Origin of the sequence: Arthrobacter roseus, assembly GCF_016907875.1 — a bacterium.
Classification (GTDB): Bacteria; Actinomycetota; Actinomycetes; order Actinomycetales; family Micrococcaceae; genus Arthrobacter_J; species Arthrobacter_J roseus.
In genome coordinates this window covers 3004774-3023857 of record NZ_JAFBCU010000001.1, presented here as the reverse complement: position 1 = coordinate 3023857, position 19084 = coordinate 3004774, and the positions used below count along the sequence as shown (strand labels likewise).

Sequence of the window (19084 nt, the reverse complement as noted above, 5' to 3'; positions counted from 1 at the left end):
TGGACGCAACAAAATTATCGGCCGGAATAGCGCCGGCCCGATAATGGTTGCTTGTGGTGTCCTGTGCTCTACAAGAGCCTGTGCTGGCGAAAAGGAAGTCAATGCGCAATAACTATCGTGTCCGGGCGTCCGAGCTCGTGGGCCGTGGCTGGTTGAACACCGGAGGCAAGGAAATCACCCTTGCGGACCTCCGTGGCAAGATCGTCTTACTCGATTTCTGGACGTTCTGTTGTATCAATTGTTTGCACGTCCTGGATGAGCTGCGGCCTCTGGAGGAGAAGTTCCCGGATGTGCTGGTGACGGTCGGCGTACACTCCCCGAAGTTTGAGCACGAGGCCGATCCGGACGCGCTGGCCGCTGCCGTTGAGCGGTATGAGATCGGGCATCCCGTCCTCGACGATCCGGAGCTGACCACCTGGCAGGCCTACACTGCTCGTGCCTGGCCCACCCTCGTCGTCATCGATCCTGAGGGCTACATTGTGGCGCACCTGGCCGGTGAGGGCCACGCGCACGGACTGGACACGCTCATCTCGGAGCTTGTTGCTGAGCACGAAGCAAAAGGGACGCTCCATCGAGGCGATGGCCCATACGTTCCGACCGAGAGCACCGCCGGAGACCTGCGTTTTCCCGGTAAAGCAGTGGCACTCCCGAGTGGCTCGTTTCTCGTTGCCGACACCGGCCACCACCGTCTGGTCGAGCTGGACAAGGACCTCTCCACTGTGCTGCGTACCATCGGCTTAGGAGAGCGCGGGTGGGAAGACGGCGGGGCCGGAACAGCACAGTTCAGCGAACCGCAGGGCCTCGCGCTGCTCCCCGATACGGTAGCGCAGCAGGCGGGGTATGATCTCGTCGTCGCCGATTCAGTGAACCATCGACTGCGCGGGGTCTCGCTGTCCACCGGCAGCGTGACTACCATTGCTGGCAACGGCGTGCAGCGGCTCCTGGACCCCGGCAACCACACCGGTGCCTCGGAGCTGTCGGAGGCCGGACAGCCAGCTGGCGCCGGTGCTGGCTCCGCGAGCGTATCTGCTGGTGAATCCGACGATAACCTCACCTTCGATTCCGGAGAGCCCCGACTTACGGACATGTGGCTGGGCACTGACCCACTCAATCTGGCCCTGTCCTCACCGTGGGACGTGCTCTGGTCCACCGCACTCAACCGTGTAGTCATCGCCATGGCCGGAACTCACCAATTGTTCAGCTTTGACCCTGTGAGCAAAGGTGTAGAAATTGTGGCCGGAACGGGCTTGGAAGGGCTGCTCGACGGCGACGCCAGCGGCGCCTGGTTTGCTCAGCCATCCGGCCTGTCTGAGGACTCGGCGGGCAATATCTGGGTAGCCGACGCGGAAACGTCCGCCGTCCGTAAACTCACCTTCCAACCGTCCATACCGGGAGTCCGCGTGGAAACCGTTGCGGGAACGGGCCTGTTCGATTTCGGTTTCCGAGACGGTCCGGGAGAGAACTCGCGCTTCCAGCACCCGCTCGGTGTAGCCGGCCTGCCGGATGGCTCCGTGGCGATTGCGGACACCTACAACGGGGCCATTCGTCGCTACGATCCTGTCAGCGGGCAGGTTTCCACACTGATTCGCGGCCTGTCCGAGCCTTCAGACGTTCTTGTTGACCTGACGCCCATAGAATCAGGCGGTTCACCGCTGCTGATTGTGGTGGAAACCAACAAACACGAACTAGTCCGGGTGCCGCTGCCCAAAGAAGCGCTCGCCGTGGACGAGGGTGCTTCGACCACTCAGCGGCCACGCTCTACCCTCTTCGGCGGGCCTGTGGGGCTCACCGTGCGATTCTCGGCGCCAACTGGTCAGAAGCTCGACGACCGCTGGGGCGATCCCACCCAGCTGAAGATATCGGCCTCCCCAGAGGAACTCTTGGTCTCTGGCGGTGGCACCGCGACCGGGCTGTTCCGCGAAGTGGTCCTTGCCCCTGACGTCTCCGAAGGCGTTCTGCACATCACCGCACGCGCGGCGGCATGCGACGGCGCTCCCGGGGGCGACATCCCGGACCATGCGGCCTGTCATCTGTACCAGCAGGACTGGGGCATCCCTGTCGTCGTGGCCGAAGGTGGCGAGACTGAGCTTGCCTTAGACCTGCGCGGAATGAGTTAGTTTCCTGGGGTCACTGCTCCGACTCTTGAGCTGCACCACGGTGCCTGTCCCACTTTGCGGGCTTCCCGCGACAGTGTCCCTAGTCAGGTGAGAGACACGCCGTCGGGCATGGTCAAAGATGGACAGGTTCCGCGGGCATCCGGCCGAAGCCGAAGCACTCCGGGCGCCGGGCACTCCCCAGAGGCACCGTGATCCCGGTTATCCACAAAGCATCGGCTCAAGCGGAAACTCTCGCTGACATGGACCAACATGTCAGTTATGGATGTGGTGGGGTTGGTCAAAAGGTTTGGCGGCGCCGTGCGCGTGGGTCCGCTGCTGCGAGCCGGCGCCACTGAACATGCGGTCCGCGCTGCCGTCCGTAGCCAGGACCTGGTGCAACCGCGGCGGGGAGTGGTTGCACTGCCAGCGGCGAATCCCGCGGTTGTGGCGGCGCGCATCAACGGGGGCGCGCTGTCCTGCGTGTCAGCGGCTGGGCATCACCGCCTGTGGGTGCTGCATCCGGCGTCCCATGTTCACATCAGGTGTCCACGCGGTCTTGGTCTGCCCGGTGTGGTGATCCACCGGGGACCCGAGCAGGAGTACCCCTTCTTGCCGATGGCTGGACTCATCGATACCTTGGTGGACGCTGTCCATTGCCTGCCCGAGCCCGATTCGCTGGTGCTCCTTCAATCCGCCATTGGACAAGGTTCGACGACGGCCGCTTTCCTCAGAACGAAGCTCACCGGCAACCGCAACGGTAAAGCCCGAAAGTTGCTGGACTACACAACGCCCAGGGCGGACTCGGTACCCGAGATACTGGCCCGCCGACTCCTCGTGGATTCCGGCTACGGGTTTGAATCGCACGTGTGGATCCCAGGAATCGGTGAAGTGGATTTTTTGGTGGAGGGGTTCCTGGTCATCGAGATCGATGGGGAACAACACTGGGAGAAAAAACAGTTCAAGAAAGACAGGCGCCGCGACAACCACGCAACCGTGGGCGGCTACAAGGTGTTGCGCTTCGTTTATGACGACGTCGTGTACAGACCCGAGGACGCGCTGAGGCTGATCGCGGCGGCGCTGTCGGGCAGGGCTATTCCGTTCTAGCCCCGCGTTGATCGTTAATTGGCCCGCGGTACCTATCCCACTTTGCGGGCTTCCACCACCATCGTCCCTAGTCAGCTGAGGGACACGCCGTCGGGCGTGGTCAAAGATGGATGGAGTCCGTGACAACGACGACGACGGCGGCGGGAGGCGACGACGACGGCCGCCCGCGGCTCGTCAGCAGATCAGTACTCGACGACCGGGGTAACGGTGATGTTGGAGTCGGTCACGTCGAGACGGGCGGTGAAGCTGAAATGCGATTCTATGGTCAGCGGGATGATCTGGCCGGTGAAGAGGTCCTGCTGAGTAGTGGTCAGGAGCGCAGTTCCGGAGAGCGGACGCATGATCCAGTTGCCATCGTTGGGTTCAATGACAATCTCGGGGTACTCGGTGATGTTCCATTTGATGTTGCCGACGATCCGGTTCTCCGTATCGAAGGCGAAGGGGCACCCGGCAGGTTGGAGGACCTTCTGGAGTGCGCATTCGTCGAGGAACTTCTTGACCTGTTGGCCCACGTCGTCACGGAGTTTGTCTGTGGCTCGGGTGGCCAGCGCTATGCGGTCCTTGTCCTGCCGTGTGGCGACTACGGTGCTTTGCGCTGGTGCAGCAAAGTACTCGCTGGTGTAGTGACTCTCGTACTTGCCCGGATAGAAGACGGCGAATGAGTTTTGACCCTCGGGCATGGCTACGGTAGTCCCGTTGAGGGTGGCAGTGTTCTGGTTGATCACTGATAGCTGCATCGTCGGTAGCGGCGCGGCCACAAATGTCCAGGTGTCAAAGAAGAGCCAGCGCGTGCCGGTGTTCTCAAGGATGTAACTGCTGTTGGCTTCCACGTTGTCAACGGTGTAGGTCACGGGCACTATGACACGATTTCCGCCGGAGGCCTCCGGGTCCCCGACCTCCAGGTTGTCGATGGACGCAGCGGCTGATCTGAGTGCCGGGCCGTCCAGCATCGATGGGTTGGCCTTGGGCGCCGGGGCATTGAGTATCCCGAGGGCTTCTTCGCCGCTGCCGTCCTTGAGCGCTTCGAAGTAATGTCGAATCTGCTGTTCGGGCCCAAAAACGCGGCTGTTGACCAAGAAGATGGTGAGAGCGCCCACGGCCACAGCAAGTAAGAGTGCCAGCAACCATGCTGTGAGCACTCTGATCAGCGGGGAATTTGCCTGCACGCTCCTGCAATTCCTGTTGATGTGGACACTATTTCGGCAGTCTATCCTTTTGCGCGCAGACGGCGTGGAAGCGCGCCGCACTCTCCGTCAACTCAGCCAATCCAGGGCCCGTCTGAGATCAGGATGCGGTGCTTGCCTCGTTTCTGGCGGCGTCGATCTCGTCCGCGCGTTCAGCGTTGGCTTCTTCGGTCAGCCGGGAGCCTTCTTCGGCGTCACGGGTCAGGTTCTCACCGGTTTCGGCGTCGAACAGGTGCAGTTTGCGGGTGTCCAACCAGAGTTCGGCGGGACGCCCTCCCCGGATTCGGCTGGAGGCATCGAGGGTCACAACCACTTGGGGGCGCAGCTCGTCGGCGTCCATATCGCGGGCAAGGTTATCCAGCAACTGACGCACTTCCGGGGCAGGGTCAAAGTGAATGTAGCCATACTGTTCGTTGCCGAGCCACTCGGTGTGGGTTAGTTCTGCGGTGAACGTGGAACCGTGGCCGAGTTGGTGGTCCTCCACGAGGGAGGCATCTTCAAAGAACTCTGGACGGATGCCTACCAGGACAACTTCGCGTCCCTCGGCCTTGGCTGCCTTCTCCTGAGGGATTTCGATGTCGCCTATGGCTGTCCGGATGACGTTGCCGTCGATGGTCGCCGGGAGCAAATTCATTGACGGGGAGCCGATGAACCCGGCAACAAACATGTTGACCGGCTGTTCATAGAGTTCACGCGGCGACGCGATCTGCTGCAGCTCACCTTTCTTGAGGACGGCGACCCGGTCGCCGAGCGTCATGGCTTCTGTTTGGTCGTGTGTCACGTACACGGACGTGGTTCCCAGCCTGCGCTGCATCTGCGAAATTTCTGACCGCATCTGTCCCCGAAGCTTCGCGTCGAGGTTTGAGAGCGGCTCATCGAAGAGGAACGCATCGGCCTTTCGGACGATGGCCCGGCCCATGGCCACACGCTGCCGCTGTCCACCCGAGAGGTTGGCTGGCTTCCGGTCCAGGTGATCCGTCAACTCGAGCGTCTTCGCGGCCTCTTCAACGAGACGTTTGATCTCCTCTTCCTTACCCTTTCCCTTACCCAGCCGCAGCGGGAACGCGATGTTCTCGAAAACCGTCAGATGCGGGTATAGCGCGTAGTTCTGGAACACCATGGCCAGATTGCGGTCCTTCGGCGCTTTCTCGTTGACACGCTCGCCGTCGATCATCACGTCGCCGGAGGTGATGTCCTCCAGGCCCACAATCATGCGCAGCAGTGTGGACTTACCGCAGCCGGAAGGGCCCACGAGGATCACGAATTCGCCATCAGCAATGTCGATGCTGATGTCGTTGACGGCGGGGAAACCGTCCCCGTACTTCTTGACAATGTTCTTGAGGGTGATTGCAGCCATGCTCAATCCTTTTCTGTGAGTAGGGCGCTAGCCCTTGACGGCGCCCTGGGTCAGGCCGGAAACGATTTGGCGCTGGAACAGCAGTACCAGCAGGATGATCGGAATGGTGACGATAATCGCGGCGGCCGAAATGGCGCCGGTGGGGGCCTGGAACTGGGAGGCTCCGGTGAAGAACGCCAGCGCCGCCGGAACTGGACGGGCTGCTTCTGTTGACGTCAGCGAGATTCCGTAGACGAAGTCGTTCCAGGCAATGAAAAACGCGATGATCGCCGTCGTAAATACTCCGGGAGCGGCCAGCGGAATGATGGCCTTGCGGAAAGCCTGCCACGTCGTCGCGCCGTCTACCTGTGCCGCCTGCTCGAGTTCCCACGGAATCTGTTTGAAGAACGCTGTGAGGGTCCAGATGGAAATCGGAAGCGTCAACGAAAGGTAGGGGATGATCAGGCCAAGCCAGGTGTCATACAGGCCGATGGTCCGCCAGACATTGAACAGCGGAGTCACTATCGATATGACCGGGAAGATGGAGACGGCCAGTGCAGTGGTCAGCACCAGTTTCTTACCGGGGAAGTCGAGACGGGCAATCGCATACGCACAAAAGGTGGCCAGTATGACGGCGATGACCGTAGCAATGAGCGAGATCCCGATGGAGTTTCGCAGTGAGCTGAGGAACAGGTCCTGGGCGGAACCGACGAGGATCTGTTCATAGTTTTGACCGGTCCAGTTGGTGGGCAGGAACTTACCGGAGGTCAGGTCGCTTGGCGCCTTGAACGACGTCGCGAAGATGGACGCAACCGGGAACAGCGCGTACACCAGCACGAAGACGCTGATGAGCGCCCACCACATTTTTTCGCGGCCCGAGGATTTCCTCATCACTTACCTTCCTGTGAACCGGCCAGATCGACCTTGAAACCTTTGACCGCTATAAAACTGATGATCAGGACACAGATGAAGAGCAACACCGATATCGCCGAGCCGAGTCCGATCTCCAGCCGTGTGATGGATGTTCGGTAGGCCAGCAGTGAGAGGACTTCGGTGCCGTGTGCCCCGTTGGTCATGATGAAAACGTTGTCGAAAATCCTGAAGGCATCCAGGGCGCGGAATAGAACGGCGACCATGATGGCCGCTTTCATGTTGGGAATGATGACTTTGCGCATCCGCTCCCACCAACTGGCGCCGTCGACCTCAGCTGCTTCCGTGAGCTCACCGGGTACCTGCGACAGGCCCGCGAGGAGCAGCAGCGAAATGAACGGCGTTGTCTTCCAGATTTCCGAAGCCATGATCACAGACAGCGATGGCCAGAACTCGGCGAACCAGTTGAGGTCCTGATCGATGCCCGGCAGCCACCCGAACCAGCTGTTGACGTAGCCGGAATTGATGTCGAACGCATAGAACCACGCGTAGGCAGAGACCACGGTGATGATGCCGTAGGGAACCAGGATGGCGGTCCGCAGCAGGCCGCGCAGGGACTTGATGGCCTTGTTCATGACGATCGCCAGGGCGAACCCAAGAACAAGCTCGACGGCGACCGTGATGACGGTGATGATGACGGTGACGCCGAAGTCTCTCCACCAGACCGAGTCTCCGAGCACTGTTATGTAATTGGCGAACCAGATGAATTCCCGTTCATCCGGTGCGGTCAGGCGAAAGGCGAAAAGAGAGTCGAAGAACGCCTGGAGGATCGGGTACAGCGTCACCAGAAGCATCATGATGAACGCCGGTCCGGCCAGAAGCCAGCCCAGCCGTTTCTCAGACTTGGCGCGCTCGCTGACGTATTTTTTCTGCTTGCGGTGCTGGCCGGCGTGCTTCTGATCGGTGGCCGTTTCATGACTCACAGCAGTTTCTCCCCTCTGAGTACCGCAGTAATGAAGTCCTCGGACTCCGCGGGCGTGATGTCGGGTTCAACCCCTCCGGGTGGGGACCAGGTCTGCTGGATTCCCGTGGAGATCTCGTTGTAGTACGGGGTCTGCGGGCGGGGGGCTGCCAGTTCAAGTGAGTCGCGGATGGTCGGCGCCATGGGGAACTGTTTTTCAACGCGTGGATCCTTGTATGCCTCAACGTTCGACGGCGGGTTGCCGTTGGTGACGAAGTAGGTGGCTTGGTTTTCCGGTTGCACGATGCATTCGATCGCCTTGTAGGCGAGCTCCACATTGTCGCTCTGCGCACCAACTGCCAGGTTGATTCCACCCAGCGGGGGAGCGGTGTCCTGGCCGTCTACGGTTTGGGGGTAGAGGGCCCAGCCGATGTCGTCTAGGACGGATTGCTCCAGGGTGCCAGCTTCGACGGCGGCTTTGGTGGCGGGCCAGACGAAGGGGTAATTGACCATGAAGGAACCCTTGTCCGACTGGAACTGGATCATCGAGTCGTTTTCGGTGGACGTTGCCAATCCCGGTCCGCCCAAACCTTCATCGCCGATGGTTCCTATGATCTCCGCCGCCGTCCGTCCGGCGTCGGAGGTAAGGCCCAACTCAAGTTCATCTGCGGGGGCCTCTGGGTTCTTGAGGATTTCCCCACCCGAAGATTCGATCAGGGCGTTGACCCAAACCGTCATCGATTCGGCCTGTGCTCCTTGGACCCCCAGATATTTGTCCTGTTCCATAGCTGCGTCCATGATCTGTTTCCAGGTCACGGGTTTGCTCATGTCCAGGCCGGCGGCCTCGGCTACGGACTTGCGGTACCAGAGGATCTGCGTGTTGGCCCAGAAGGGTACCGCCACGAGTTCGTCTTTCCACGTGGCTCCAGCCATTGCGCCCTCGAGGACGTTCTTGGTGGTGCGTTCGGCCACGTCCTCGGGTATGGGCGCCAGAAAGCCTGGCTCAGCAAGTTCGGGAATGAACGGGGGATCAATACTCATGATGTCCAGTGACGCGTCCCCGGCCGCGAGGCGCCGTGCGAGCTGTTCACGCTGCGCAGCAGCATCGCTGGGAAGCAACGAAGTCTCGATACGGTATTCCCCGCCGGACTCCTCGGTGCACTTCTCCGCGATGGCGGCTTGGCCGCCGTCGTCCGGGTTGATGTACCAGGTGAGCGTATTATCCGCCTGTGCCGGCCCGCAGCCGGAGAGGACGAGGCTGCTGGCGATCAGGGTGAACATGGCAGCGGTAACGCGCTTGCGTGCCGGTTTCCCCGCTGGTTGGTTCGGCATTTCCACTGGGCCTCCACACCGTTGTAGACGTTCAGATTCAGTGACCCCGCGGGGTCCCTCAGTAACCTTTGAATGGAACCTTATGCCCAGAAGGGCAACAATGCGAGCACTGAGCTATGAAGTCGTGTAAGGAATACCGAAATTGTTTTAACAGTGAGAGGACGACGAGATGAGCTGGGCAGCTCAGTGTTTGACGGGCGCGCTACTTGACTGCGACGTTGTTCAGCGCGTGTGGCGGCCGATGCAGGTCTTCCATCTTCGATTCCGCCGGGTCAGTGCCCAGCGCAATGATGGTGTTGTCCGGGCGGACGTGAACCACGGTGGGCACGTAGGCGCGGGCTTCCTCGGTGGTCATGTCCCCATAGGTGATGAGGATGACGGTGTCACCCTCATGAACCAGGTGCGCCGCCGGACCATTGATGCCAATGACACCGGACCCGCGCTCACCGGCGATGGTGTAGGTTTCCAGCCGCGCACCGTTGGTGACATCCACGATCGACACGAGTTCGCCGGGGAGAATATCCGCGGCTTCGAGCAGGTCGAGGTCAACCGTCACGGAGCCGACATAGTGAAGGTCAGCTTCGGTGACAGTTGCGCGATGGATCTTGGACTTGAACATTTTGCGAATCATCACGTGCAAGTCTACCGCCCGGTCCAGCGGGTTGCGATGTGAGTCTGATATCGGTGACGTACTCCAGAAACTACACTTGAGCGTTATGACCTCTGAACCCAAGACCCGTGCGCGTCCAGCGCTGGGGGTGGCCGTCACCGGCGTCGTCATGGCCCTGCTGAGTCTGCCCCTGACAGGCATGTTCCTGGTCCGGTTGCAGAGCTGGAATAGCGCGACGGCAGCCTGCCGGGAATGTGCGCCGGAACTTTTCCGACAGCACCTGACGGAAATTATCGTCATCGCCGTTTTGCCGCTGCTGGCCGTTATCGTCGGTGTTGTTGCGTTGGTTCCGCGGGGAAATCGTGGTTGGTCGCGGTTGTCCCTGAGTCTGGCCAGTACGGCGGTGTTGCTTGGTCTGGCCTGCATAGCAGTTCTTGCGTCCACGGGTATTGAGCCGCTTCAGCGGCAAGCAGACGACGCCGCCAAGACCAGACAGACGCCGACGGCAGAGGAGACGTCACGGACCCCTGGCCAGCTGAGGCAGGACATGGAGATGCTGGTCCGTGGATCCTTGTCATCGCTGCAACCCGCACTCGGCGCCGATGATCCACGGCTGTCCAATCCTGAGAAAGTGGTGGACACGATCAGCGTGGGGGAGTGCAGGCTCAGCAATCTGGCCTCCGGGCGCAATTACACGTTCCGGTTTGGGCTGCCGGCCGGTGAGGCAGCCGAAGAAGCTAGTCGCGCGCTGGAGCACAACTGGATAGATCAGGGCTATGTGCGCAGCGGACCCAGTGAGGGTGGAGATGTGCTGCTCAACGGCAACGGAAAGCTCCCGGCCAGGTATCTGACAGTCAATAATGACGGTGATTCGGGCCGACTACTGGTCTCGATCGACAGCGTGTGCGTGCTGGCCCTGAACTAGGGCCGGACTGGAGCGGGCGACGGGAATCGAACCCGCGTATCGAGCTTGGGAAGCTAGCGCTCTACCATTGAGCTACGCCCGCAAAACAACGAGATTCAGCCTACCCCACGTGCGGCCGGTGACAGAACAACCTCCCGGGCACGACGAAATACAAAGACGTTCACGCAGTACGACGACGGCGCTATGGCTGGTTCTTCGCCACGTCGAAAAGTTCCTGCCACGCGGGTGTGATGGCGTGTTCGGTGAGTTCGGTGGTCAGGCCGCCGAGGGAAACTGTGTAGGAAAATGAGTCGCTCGCCGCGGCGACGGGCCTTTCCGGACCGGCGTCGCTCTTCATCAGGATAAGCCACCGCTCGGCCTCGCAGGCTGGAATCTCCGCCTCCCAGGTGCGCGTCAGTCCGGCGAATCCACCGCTTCGGACCACACTGAGTTTCACGGCAGGACTCCCGTCTCCCGCCAGGCCTGGGCGGTGGCCGTCACCTCTAGGGACTCCGGCCCAAATTGTGCTGTCGCGGTATCCAAAGTCAATGCTGCGAACTCGGCGAAGGTGTAGGTGGCCGTGACCTGACCGCTGATGACGGCGTGGTACCAGATCCTGCCCGCCCGCTCCCACGCAAAGCCGCCCAGGTGCGCTGCGCAGAGGTAGAACGCCCGGTTGGGTATCCCCGAGTTGATGTGGACACCGCCGCGGTCCTGTGCTGTTTCCACATAGGCGTCCATGGAGGCCGGTTGCGGGTCCTTGCCCAGGATGTCATCGTCGTACGCGGTCCCGGGTGCCTTGAAGGAGCGCAGCGCCTGGCCCTGAACCTCATCCGTGAAGAGCCCGTCCCCAACCAGCCACGAAGCGGACTCCACGTCCTGGTTCAGCAGGTGCTGTTCCACGAGGACGCCGAACACATCGGCCACGGATTCCTGCAGGGCTCCCGGTTGTCCCTGATATTCCAAGGGTGTTTCGGCCAGGATGAACCCGTGCGCCAACTCATGGCCGATGACCGTGACGGATCGGGTGAAACGGGTGAAGACCTCGCCGTCGCCGTCGCCGAACACCATGCGGGCACCGTTCCAGAAAGCGTTGTCGTAGCCATCGCCATAGTGAACCGTTGCCGCCAGTGATCCACCGGAACCGTCGATTGAGGAGCGGTCAAAAATGTTGTGGAACAGGGAGTATGTATGTCCAAGACCGTCGTACGCTTCGTCGACAGCAGCGTCACCGGTAGAGGGTTCCCCTTCGTGACGCACCGCCTTACCGGGGAGGACTTCGCGGTTTCCGGCGTCAGAAATGGTGCGGTTCAGCCCCGAGCTGACAGACGACGGAGCGGCTCGGATTCCCTGAACCCTGATCTGCTGCACGGCATCAATGTGCTCAAGCGTCCGGGCTGCAGCCGACGACGCGCGGGTAAAGTCCGACGTCGGGAGCCCCGCTAACCGGGCCAGCAGGTAAGGCGGAACGATGGAACATTGATGGTGGGTCAGCGGTTCCATCATTCCTCCCAAGCTGTTGTGTTTCTAGCGCGTTTCATCCTGATCAGGTGCGGTTTCGTCGTTATCCGGGTTCTCCGCCTGTGCTGCGAACGCCGCATTGATCTTGGCAACCGATTCCGCGCCGAGTTCAATTCCAGGCGTGATGCCCGGGTTGATGGCCATGCCATAGCCGGGCTGAATGCTGCGGATGGTCGCTTGTCCTGCGTTGGAGATGGCGAACGGTGCAACCTCGCGCAGCTGGGTGGGAATGTGCTTGGGGTCACTGAACGTCACGACGATTTTCTCTTCGCTGTCCGGCGCCGTCAGGCTCAGTGCCTGGAACGTCGACGCATCGGCTTCGTCTTCCATCCGGCCAACGCTGATCAGCTCGGAGTTCCAGATGACTTCCAGGACTTCCTGGTTGGTCATGCGTCCCTCGTGACCGGCGACTATGGCCAGATCAATGGGGTTCTCCGGTTTCATCGACTCGTTGGGGGAAGGGGTGTTTCCGGTTTCTTCGGTCATGCGGCCGTTCTCCTTGTGATGCTTGTTTGTTTCGGGCAAGTCATGCGTGTCCCTTAGGAGCCGGAACCGGAGTCGGTTCTCGGGGTCTCGGTTCCATCCGCGGATGCTACGGCGTCGGGCGCTTTATCAGTGGGCTGGAAGTCGCGCTGGATGTTGGCAACACCTTCTGGATCGATCTCAAAACCAAGTTCGTGACCTGCATTGATGACCATGCCGGTGTCAGCGCCGAGGCTCTGGATAACGGTGGCGCCGGGAATACCCAGTGCATAAGGGGCCACCTCGGCGTAGGTGTCGGGAACGCGTGAGGGGTGGCTGAACACCGCGAGCATCGGGCCGCCCTCCTTGTTGGTGAGTAGCAGCGGTTCCACCGAATCTGATCCGTCTGCCACTTCTTGTCGGCTGAGTACAAAGATCTCGTTGTTCAGTAGCGCGAGGATCACATCCACTGGACCGGCGTCTTCGTTCTTGCCTTTTGCGAGCTCTCGTTCAAGATCGTTGAGCAGGTCGTCGCTGTCGTGAGTCTCAGGAGTTGATTCAGTCATCTTCTGAGCACATCACACCCTGCCACCTCGATCAATCCCTGACAAGGTATCCTGCACGCTCCGCACGGCCTGAGATTAATGTTGCGGGGGTAGGGTGGGATTCGAAATAAGCTGGCAGCACAACGAAGTGAAGTGAACGTGGACAAGAACACCCGAAACCTTGAGCAGGGCATCGAGACAAACTTTTCGGACAAGATGGGCTACGGCTCCTACCTGCATTTGAATCAGGTTCTCACCGCGCAGAAGCCGGTGAGCCGCCCGGAGCACCACGACGAGATGCTGTTCATCATTCAGCACCAGACCTCTGAGCTGTGGCTGAAACTGGTTCTCCACGAACTAGAAGCGGTACGGGCCAGACTGCAGTCGGATGATCTGCGGGCGGCCATGAAAGGCATTGCCCGCATCAAGCACATCCAGCGGACGCTCACGGAACAATGGTCTGTTCTGGCCACTCTCACGCCCTCGGAGTATATGGAGTTCCGCGGGGATCTTGGTTCCGCCAGTGGTTTTCAGTCCTACCAGTACCGTGCGGTCGAATTTCTCCTCGGTAACAAAAATGTCGGCATGCTCAAGGTCTTCGAAGCGGACCCTGAGGCGCATGCCCTGCTGGCCCGGATCCTCAACGAAACCAGTATCTACGACGAATTCATCCGCTTCATGGCCCGCCGTGGCTACGACATCCCGGATGACCTCCTGAACCGCGATGTGTCTAAAGCCCACGTTTTCCATCCAGGGCTGGTGCAGGTCTACAAGCACGTTTACGAGAACGCAGCGCAGAACTGGGATCTCTACGAGGCGTGTGAGGAAATGGTGGATCTGGAGGACAATTTCCAACTGTGGCGTTTCCGCCACATGAAGACCGTTGAGCGAACCATCGGCATGAAACACGGAACCGGCGGTTCGTCCGGCGTCGGGTTCCTGCAGAAGGCGCTTGAACTCACGTTCTTCCCGGAACTGTTCGCCGTCCGCACCGAGATCGGCCAGTAGCTGTGCCTTTGAATCAATACGCTAGTTTTAGACTGTGCTGATTTCAGACCGAGACATACGAGCCGAGATCGACGCTGGACGGATACAGCTGGATCCCTACGATCCAGCGATGGTTCAGCCCTCCAGCGTGGACATCCGCATCGACCGCCTGTTTCGACTCTTCGATAACCACAAATACGCCCACATCGACCCGTCGCAGGACCAACCAGAGCTGACTCGCCTCATTGAGGTAGATCCGGGTGAGCCGTTCATCCTGCATCCGGGCGAGTTTGTGCTTGGGTCCACGTATGAGGTTGTCACCTTGCCGGACGACGTCGCCGCACGGCTGGAAGGCAAGTCTTCGCTGGGCCGGCTGGGACTGCTGACTCATTCCACGGCCGGCTTCATCGATCCAGGGTTCTCTGGTCATGTGACGCTGGAACTGTCCAACATGGCCACGCTTCCCATCAAGCTCTGGCCTGGGTCAAAGATTGGGCAGCTGTGCTTTTTCCGGCTCACCTCACCAACGGAGAACCCTTACGGTTCGGGTGAATACGGGAACCGTTACCAGGGGCAGCGCGGCCCCACGGCGTCGCGCAGTCACCTCAATTTTCACCGCACCGACATCCACCCATAAGTCCTTCCGGCCGCAGCCATGCAGAAGTTCACGCAGTCCTCGTCTGTGATCGAACGTGTTTTTGCGCTTGCCGCGGCGCTGACGTGCCCTGTCTACCTGTTGTGGCAGGCACTGAAGGTATTCACGCATCCCGCCGAGGCTCCAGCCGTCATCGGCCTGCATGTTTTCAGTGTCGGCGTGCTGGCGGTGATCTGGGGGTTTTGTTTGCTGGCCGTTCGCCGGCAATCCGGGGTACACCGCATTCCGATGTGTGCTGCCATCTATCTGACCACGGTTGTGGTGTGGGCGCTGCTGGTCGGTGCCGACCTCGTCATGCCGGGCTCGCCTTACGTTCCCGCCGTTTTCATCGGACTGATGCTTCTGGCCGTTGCAGGGGAGCGGCGCTGGCCGTACTGGGTGTGCTGGGGTAATTGTGCGCTGTTGGCAGCGGCTTCACTGGGCGATGGCGTGGTGATGGCGTTCGCGAGCATGTTGTTTCCCCTCATTGTCGGGACGTCGCTGCTGGTTGCGATCCGTGCGCTACTGATGTTTGAGCGGAGTGTGCAGAACGCTGAACGTGATGCCCGATCTAGCGCTCTCGACACCGGTGACCAGTCGCTGCGCCTGCTGGAGCAGGCCCACTGGGATGCGGTGGTGCATGACAACGTCATCAACGTTCTGCGCGCGGCGTCGACGGAGAACTCGGGTCGCGAGCCACGATGGCTGGCTGCCGAGGCAACCAAGGCCGTCCAACTCCTGACCAGCCGGCCGTACGACGACGACCAATCGCCGGACGATTTTGACCGCAGGCTGAGGACTCTCACCCAGGAGGTGGCGCCGGGTTGCACCTTCGGCAGCACCGTAGAACAGGGGCGGCCGAATCTGCCACGCGAGGTCTGCCAAGGCATTCTGGGCGCGACTCTGGAGGCGCTACGTAATGTTGAGCGGCACAGCCGAGCATCGGTCTGCTCGGTGGAGGCGCATGTTTCCGGGAACGCGGTCCGTGTACGGATAGAGGACGACGGCGTGGGTTTCGATGAGCGTAAGGTCCCGGTCACCTGCATGGGACTGGAGGGCTCCGTGAAAGGACGAATGAGTCTGATCGGTGCGGAAGCAACCATCCGATCGTTGCCAGGTCAGGGCACGTCCATCACGCTCGAGTGGGAGCGTCTCCCGTGAAACCGTTGAAATGGTTCCTCTGTGGATACCTGGTCATGCACCTCGTTCTCGCCGTGATCTTTCTGCACGCCACAACCCGTCCTGTCCTGTGGCTGGGTACGTTCGCGCTGGCTCTTGCCGCCCTCGGCTGGCAGCACGGCACCCGGGGCCGAAGCCGAGTGGCCTCCGTTGTGAACATCGCGATGATCCCGGTCATGGCCGCTGTTGTCCTTGGAACCCTGAAGCCCGAATTTGTGGATACCTACGCCAACTGGTGGCCTGGCGTCGCTGCGACCCTTCTGGCTATGCTCATTTTTGAAAACCGACCCCGGGTCGCACTTGCGGCATTGGTTGTCACTGTCGCCTCGGATGCACTGGTGTCGGTGGTCTTCCTGGGTTGGACCATGGATGCCGTCCAGTATGGGGGTGCGGCGCTCATGTCTCCAGTGCCCATGTATGCGGGGGCGTCCGCCGTCGCAATCTTCCTTCGCCGGATGGCCGGCCAGCGCAGGGAACTGCGCGATGTCGATGCGTGGAACAGGCTTGCACGCGAACAATACGTGCGCTCTCAGGTTCAGCAGGATTTCGACGTCGAGGTGATGCGGATGCAGTCTCTTCCGTTGCTACAGCAGATCTCGGTCCTGCATGAACGCTCGCGCATCACCGGTGCGGATAGGGACCGCTGGGAACATGGTGCTCTGGGGTTGAGGGATGAACTGGCGGCCCGGCAACTGCTCAGTATGGAGCTGCGGGCGGCTGTCCGGTGTGCCCGGGCGCGCGGCGTCGCCGTGGAACTGCAGGACGGTATGCGTACCCGCCGCGCGCTTGTTCCCGAGCAGGTGCAGGTCTTGCGACAATCCGTCCTGGCCGCCTGCAAGGGGGACCGCCTGATGATGCGCAGACTCCCCGAAGGCGGCGTTGCCGTGGTATTCATGGGAGACGACGCCGAGACGTGGTTGGCAGAGGTCAACCTCCCGGTGGACAGCGAATTGATGGAGGATGACGGAGTGGTCTATCTGAGGATCGGCACCACAACCGCTGAGTCTGCTTCGGAAACCACGGCGGATTCGGTGTGAGCCGGGAAATTTCGGTGGCCGTTGTCGATGATCATCCGTTGGTCGGGGACGGACTGCGTGCGGTGATCGGATCCATGGATTCTGACATTCGGGTTTGCGCTGTGGCAGCCAGTGTTGCGGAGCTCATGGAACAGGGGTGTCCGCCGCCGGTGGCGGTGCTGCTGGATATCCGTCTGGCAGATGAAAGTAGGGCTCGCGAGAACGTTCATGCGCTGATGATGTGGGGTGCGCGCGTGCTTGTCTATACCCAGGGCGACCAGGTTGAAGAGGTATTGGAGGCGCTGCAGGCCGGGGCACTCGGAGTGGTCCACAAACAGGATCCCATCGATGACCTCGTGGAAGCGATCAGCATTGTGGCTACCGATGAGTTCCGCGTCGCCGATGACGGCAGCGGCGAACTCAAACCGCGGCAGTACATTTCGCGCAGGCTCGCGCAGGCACTGGAAGTCCTCGCGGAGCGCTCCCCGGCAGCGAACCTCACGCCCCAGGAGCTGGAAGTTATCCGCCTCTACGCGTCGGGTCTCATCAGTAAACATGTGGCGCGCTTCATGAATCTGTCCGAGGGAACCGTCAAAACGTATTTGAAACGGTCGAAGGACAAGCTCATACTGGCTGGATACTCCGCCAGCACCAAGCATGAGATTCGTACTGCAGCTATCCGGCTGGGCATCGTTCCCCCGGTTGATTCAGAAGCGTAGTGGGCCGGTCCACGGAGGAGTGTCCCCCAGATACAGGACACCCATGGTTCTTGTACCCCTTAAAGACGTCATGACAAGCGTTGGGGCCTGGGGTTAGCTAAATAGCGTGGATGGATGAACGGCCATGCCACGTCTTCGGCACATGCGAGCCGGCATTGGGGAAGGTCTGTCCAGTATGGGGGTCTGGACAGGCCTTTCTCTCTAACTTTTAAGCCGTGCTTTCCGGCACGCTATTTCCGGACACCGGTGGATGCCTCCGGGACCACCGCGATAGGCGTCTTGTCCGGTGACTTCACCGGCAGCAGCACCAGCAGACCAATCAGCACCACGGCCATGATTCCAAGGATGCCGTACCGCTGGGCTCCGCCGATGGCGATGAACAGGGTGAAGAGCGCGGGCGCCATGAAGCTGACAGCGCGGCCTGTTGTTGCGTAGAGACCAAAGAGTTCACCGGACTCACCCTCCGGGGAGAGCCTGGCCAGATAGGCCCGCGAACTGGACTGTGCCGGTCCCACGAAGAGGGTGAGGAACAGGCCGAAGACCCAGAAACCGGTCGGCGTCGTCATGAAGAACATGGCGCTACCCGCGGCCAGAATCCCCACCAGTGCGGTAACGATCACGGGTTTTGGACCCACCCGGTCATCGAAATACCCGCCCGCCATTGCTCCCAATGCCGCCACCAGGTTGCCGGCGATGGCAAAGATGATGACATCCTGAAGCTCAAACCCGAACGTCCCTGCAGCGATGATGCCGCCAAAGGTGAAGACGGCTGCCAACCCGTCACGGAAGATCGCGCTGGCGCCAAGGAAAAAGATGGTGTGGGGACTGGTGCGGAAAATTGCACGGATACGCCGGAACAGCAACCTGTAGGAGGCTAGGAATCCTATGCGTGGACCGGACACCTTCGTTGGCAGCTCGGGCACCGCCATCAGGACGGGAATGGCGAACAGACCAAACCAGACGGCGCTGAACACGGCCACCATCCGCACGTTGAGCGCTCCTTCGGTGGGAATGCCGAGAAACCCAGGGGTGATGAAACCGAATAGCACGATGGCCAGAGCAAGAATGCCACCCACGTAGCCCATACCCCAACCAAAGCCACTGATCTTCCCGATCGTGGACGGCGTTGAAATCTGCAGCAGCATGGCGTTGTAGTTGACGCCCGCAAACTCCATGAACACGTTGGCCGCGGCCAACAGGGAGACGGCCAGCAGCAGGAACTGGGGTTCCGGATACACGAAGAAACACAGGGCCGTCAGAATGACCACCAGCGCACTGTTGACGCCGAGCCAGAGTTTCCGTTTGCCGCCGGCGTCGGACCGCTGACCCACCACCGGCGCCAGCACCGCGATCAGGAGTCCCGCAATGGTGAGCGCCGAACCGAGTACCTGTGAAACGTACTCTTCACCGCCGAACGCAGCCGTGGTCGTCAGATAGACCGTGAACACAAAGGTGGTCATGATCGCGTTGAACGCGGCCGACCCCCAGTCCCAGGAGGCCCACGCGAGGATCTGGCGACGGCTGACGTGACGTGGGCCAAGGGCCGGCTGCGTGGCTGGTGCGGTCATGCCCTGATGTTATCTGCAACACTTCACTACGTCATCAATCTACGGCCACGCATATG

General features: G+C 60.8%; 19 protein-coding genes and 1 tRNA gene. 8 read left to right on the top strand and 12 right to left on the bottom strand.

Annotated elements, in window-relative coordinates; translation table 11 throughout:
• Positions 1–101: 101 nt before the first annotated feature.
• Both JOE65_RS14690 and JOE65_RS14685 read left to right on the top strand, forming a co-directional pair.
• On the top strand, positions 102–2117 hold the full coding sequence (locus JOE65_RS14690) for an NHL domain-containing thioredoxin family protein (RefSeq protein WP_205163885.1): 2016 nt from the start codon (positions 102–104) through the stop codon (positions 2115–2117).
• A gap of 249 nt (positions 2118–2366) precedes the next feature.
• Positions 2367–3200, top strand: a complete 834-nt coding sequence (locus JOE65_RS14685) for an endonuclease domain-containing protein (protein ID WP_205163884.1) — start codon at positions 2367–2369, stop codon at positions 3198–3200.
• A 182-nt stretch (positions 3201–3382) separates the two neighbouring features.
• Here the strand turns inward: JOE65_RS14685 and JOE65_RS14680 are convergent, their stop codons facing one another.
• The 6 genes from JOE65_RS14680 to panD form a co-directional block, all read right to left on the bottom strand.
• On the bottom strand, positions 3383–4366 hold the full coding sequence (locus JOE65_RS14680; protein ID WP_338021662.1) for a hypothetical protein: 984 nt from the start codon (positions 4364–4366) through the stop codon (positions 3383–3385).
• A 118-nt stretch (positions 4367–4484) separates the two neighbouring features.
• Positions 4485–5741 (bottom strand): ABC transporter ATP-binding protein, encoded by a 1257-nt coding sequence (locus JOE65_RS14675; protein ID WP_205163883.1) that lies wholly within the window; start codon positions 5739–5741, stop codon positions 4485–4487.
• 27 nt (positions 5742–5768) lie between these two features.
• Positions 5769–6611 carry a carbohydrate ABC transporter permease gene (locus JOE65_RS14670; protein WP_205163882.1) on the bottom strand — a complete coding sequence of 281 codons (843 nt, stop codon included), beginning with the start codon at positions 6609–6611 and terminating at the stop codon, positions 5769–5771.
• Complete coding sequence (locus JOE65_RS14665) at positions 6611–7573, bottom strand: ABC transporter permease subunit (RefSeq protein WP_205163881.1); 963 nt, start codon at positions 7571–7573, stop codon at positions 6611–6613. The genes JOE65_RS14670 and JOE65_RS14665 overlap by 1 nt, the downstream gene beginning before the upstream one ends.
• Positions 7570–8883 carry an extracellular solute-binding protein gene (locus JOE65_RS14660; protein ID WP_205163880.1) on the bottom strand — a complete coding sequence of 438 codons (1314 nt, stop codon included), beginning with the start codon at positions 8881–8883 and terminating at the stop codon, positions 7570–7572. The genes JOE65_RS14665 and JOE65_RS14660 overlap by 4 nt, the downstream gene beginning before the upstream one ends.
• 202 nt (positions 8884–9085) lie before the next feature.
• Complete coding sequence (gene panD, locus JOE65_RS14655; protein ID WP_205163879.1) at positions 9086–9514, bottom strand: aspartate 1-decarboxylase; 429 nt, start codon at positions 9512–9514, stop codon at positions 9086–9088.
• 85 nt (positions 9515–9599) lie between these two features.
• Here panD and JOE65_RS14650 point away from each other — a divergent pair, with 85 nt between their 5' ends.
• Positions 9600–10418 carry a hypothetical protein gene (locus JOE65_RS14650; RefSeq protein WP_205163878.1) on the top strand — a complete coding sequence of 273 codons (819 nt, stop codon included), beginning with the start codon at positions 9600–9602 and terminating at the stop codon, positions 10416–10418.
• Positions 10419–10426: 8 nt separating this feature from the next.
• Here JOE65_RS14650 and JOE65_RS14645 read toward each other — a convergent pair.
• The 5 genes from JOE65_RS14645 to JOE65_RS14625 form a co-directional block, all read right to left on the bottom strand.
• A tRNA-Gly gene (locus tag JOE65_RS14645) sits at positions 10427–10500 on the bottom strand.
• 99 nt (positions 10501–10599) lie between these two features.
• Positions 10600–10854 (bottom strand): protealysin inhibitor emfourin, encoded by a 255-nt coding sequence (locus tag JOE65_RS14640; protein WP_205163877.1) that lies wholly within the window; start codon positions 10852–10854, stop codon positions 10600–10602.
• A complete protein-coding gene (locus JOE65_RS14635) occupies positions 10851–11903 on the bottom strand; it encodes a M4 family metallopeptidase (RefSeq protein WP_239536744.1) in 1053 nt (350 codons plus the stop codon). Before JOE65_RS14635 ends, JOE65_RS14640 begins: the two co-directional genes overlap by 4 nt.
• A gap of 21 nt (positions 11904–11924) precedes the next feature.
• A complete protein-coding gene (locus JOE65_RS14630) occupies positions 11925–12404 on the bottom strand; it encodes an SseB family protein (protein ID WP_205163876.1) in 480 nt (159 codons plus the stop codon).
• 53 nt (positions 12405–12457) lie between these two features.
• Positions 12458–12946 carry an SseB family protein gene (locus JOE65_RS14625; RefSeq protein ID WP_205163875.1) on the bottom strand — a complete coding sequence of 163 codons (489 nt, stop codon included), beginning with the start codon at positions 12944–12946 and terminating at the stop codon, positions 12458–12460.
• Between the two features lie 132 nt (positions 12947–13078).
• On the opposite strand from JOE65_RS14625, the gene kynA reads away from it, so the two are divergent.
• From kynA to JOE65_RS15575, 5 genes are read left to right on the top strand one after another with little or no spacing between them, the layout of a single operon-like run.
• Complete coding sequence (gene kynA / locus JOE65_RS14620) at positions 13079–13933, top strand: tryptophan 2,3-dioxygenase (protein ID WP_205163874.1); 855 nt, start codon at positions 13079–13081, stop codon at positions 13931–13933.
• Between the two features lie 34 nt (positions 13934–13967).
• Positions 13968–14549 (top strand): dCTP deaminase, encoded by a 582-nt coding sequence (gene dcd / locus JOE65_RS14615; protein WP_205163873.1) that lies wholly within the window; start codon positions 13968–13970, stop codon positions 14547–14549.
• 18 nt (positions 14550–14567) lie between these two features.
• Entirely contained in the window at positions 14568–15707 is a 1140-nt protein-coding gene (locus tag JOE65_RS14610) for a sensor histidine kinase (protein WP_205163872.1), read from the top strand.
• Positions 15704–16762: a hypothetical protein gene (locus JOE65_RS14605; RefSeq protein WP_205163871.1), complete on the top strand. Its 1059-nt coding sequence runs from the start codon at positions 15704–15706 to the stop codon at positions 16760–16762. Before JOE65_RS14610 ends, JOE65_RS14605 begins: the two co-directional genes overlap by 4 nt.
• Complete coding sequence (locus JOE65_RS15575) at positions 16759–17460, top strand: LuxR C-terminal-related transcriptional regulator (RefSeq protein WP_205163870.1); 702 nt, start codon at positions 16759–16761, stop codon at positions 17458–17460. Before JOE65_RS14605 ends, JOE65_RS15575 begins: the two co-directional genes overlap by 4 nt.
• Positions 17461–17690: 230 nt before the next feature.
• On the opposite strand, the gene JOE65_RS14595 is transcribed toward JOE65_RS15575, so the two are convergent.
• Positions 17691–19028 (bottom strand): MFS transporter, encoded by a 1338-nt coding sequence (locus JOE65_RS14595; RefSeq protein WP_205163869.1) that lies wholly within the window; start codon positions 19026–19028, stop codon positions 17691–17693.
• Positions 19029–19084: the final 56 nt, after the last annotated feature.

Bases quoted from the DNA above. Each gene is read 5' to 3' on its own strand.
- JOE65_RS14635 (WP_239536744.1), bottom strand. From the start codon at position 11,903: ATGATGGAACCGCTGACCCACCATCAATGTTCCATCGTTCCGCCTTAC.
- JOE65_RS14670 (WP_205163882.1), bottom strand. From the start codon at position 6,611: ATGAGGAAATCCTCGGGCCGCGAAAAAATGTGGTGGGCGCTCATCAGC.
- JOE65_RS14660 (WP_205163880.1), bottom strand. From the start codon at position 8,883: ATGCCGAACCAACCAGCGGGGAAACCGGCACGCAAGCGCGTTACCGCT.
- JOE65_RS14610 (WP_205163872.1), top strand. From the start codon at position 14,568: ATGCAGAAGTTCACGCAGTCCTCGTCTGTGATCGAACGTGTTTTTGCG.
- JOE65_RS14690 (WP_205163885.1), top strand. From the start codon at position 102: ATGCGCAATAACTATCGTGTCCGGGCGTCCGAGCTCGTGGGCCGTGGC.
- JOE65_RS14650 (WP_205163878.1), top strand. From the start codon at position 9,600: ATGACCTCTGAACCCAAGACCCGTGCGCGTCCAGCGCTGGGGGTGGCC.
- JOE65_RS14685 (WP_205163884.1), top strand. From the start codon at position 2,367: ATGTCAGTTATGGATGTGGTGGGGTTGGTCAAAAGGTTTGGCGGCGCC.
- JOE65_RS14675 (WP_205163883.1), bottom strand. From the start codon at position 5,741: ATGGCTGCAATCACCCTCAAGAACATTGTCAAGAAGTACGGGGACGGT.
- JOE65_RS14630 (WP_205163876.1), bottom strand. From the start codon at position 12,404: ATGACCGAAGAAACCGGAAACACCCCTTCCCCCAACGAGTCGATGAAA.
- panD (WP_205163879.1), bottom strand. From the start codon at position 9,514: ATGATTCGCAAAATGTTCAAGTCCAAGATCCATCGCGCAACTGTCACC.
- JOE65_RS14595 (WP_205163869.1), bottom strand. From the start codon at position 19,028: ATGACCGCACCAGCCACGCAGCCGGCCCTTGGCCCACGTCACGTCAGC.
- JOE65_RS14625 (WP_205163875.1), bottom strand. From the start codon at position 12,946: ATGACTGAATCAACTCCTGAGACTCACGACAGCGACGACCTGCTCAAC.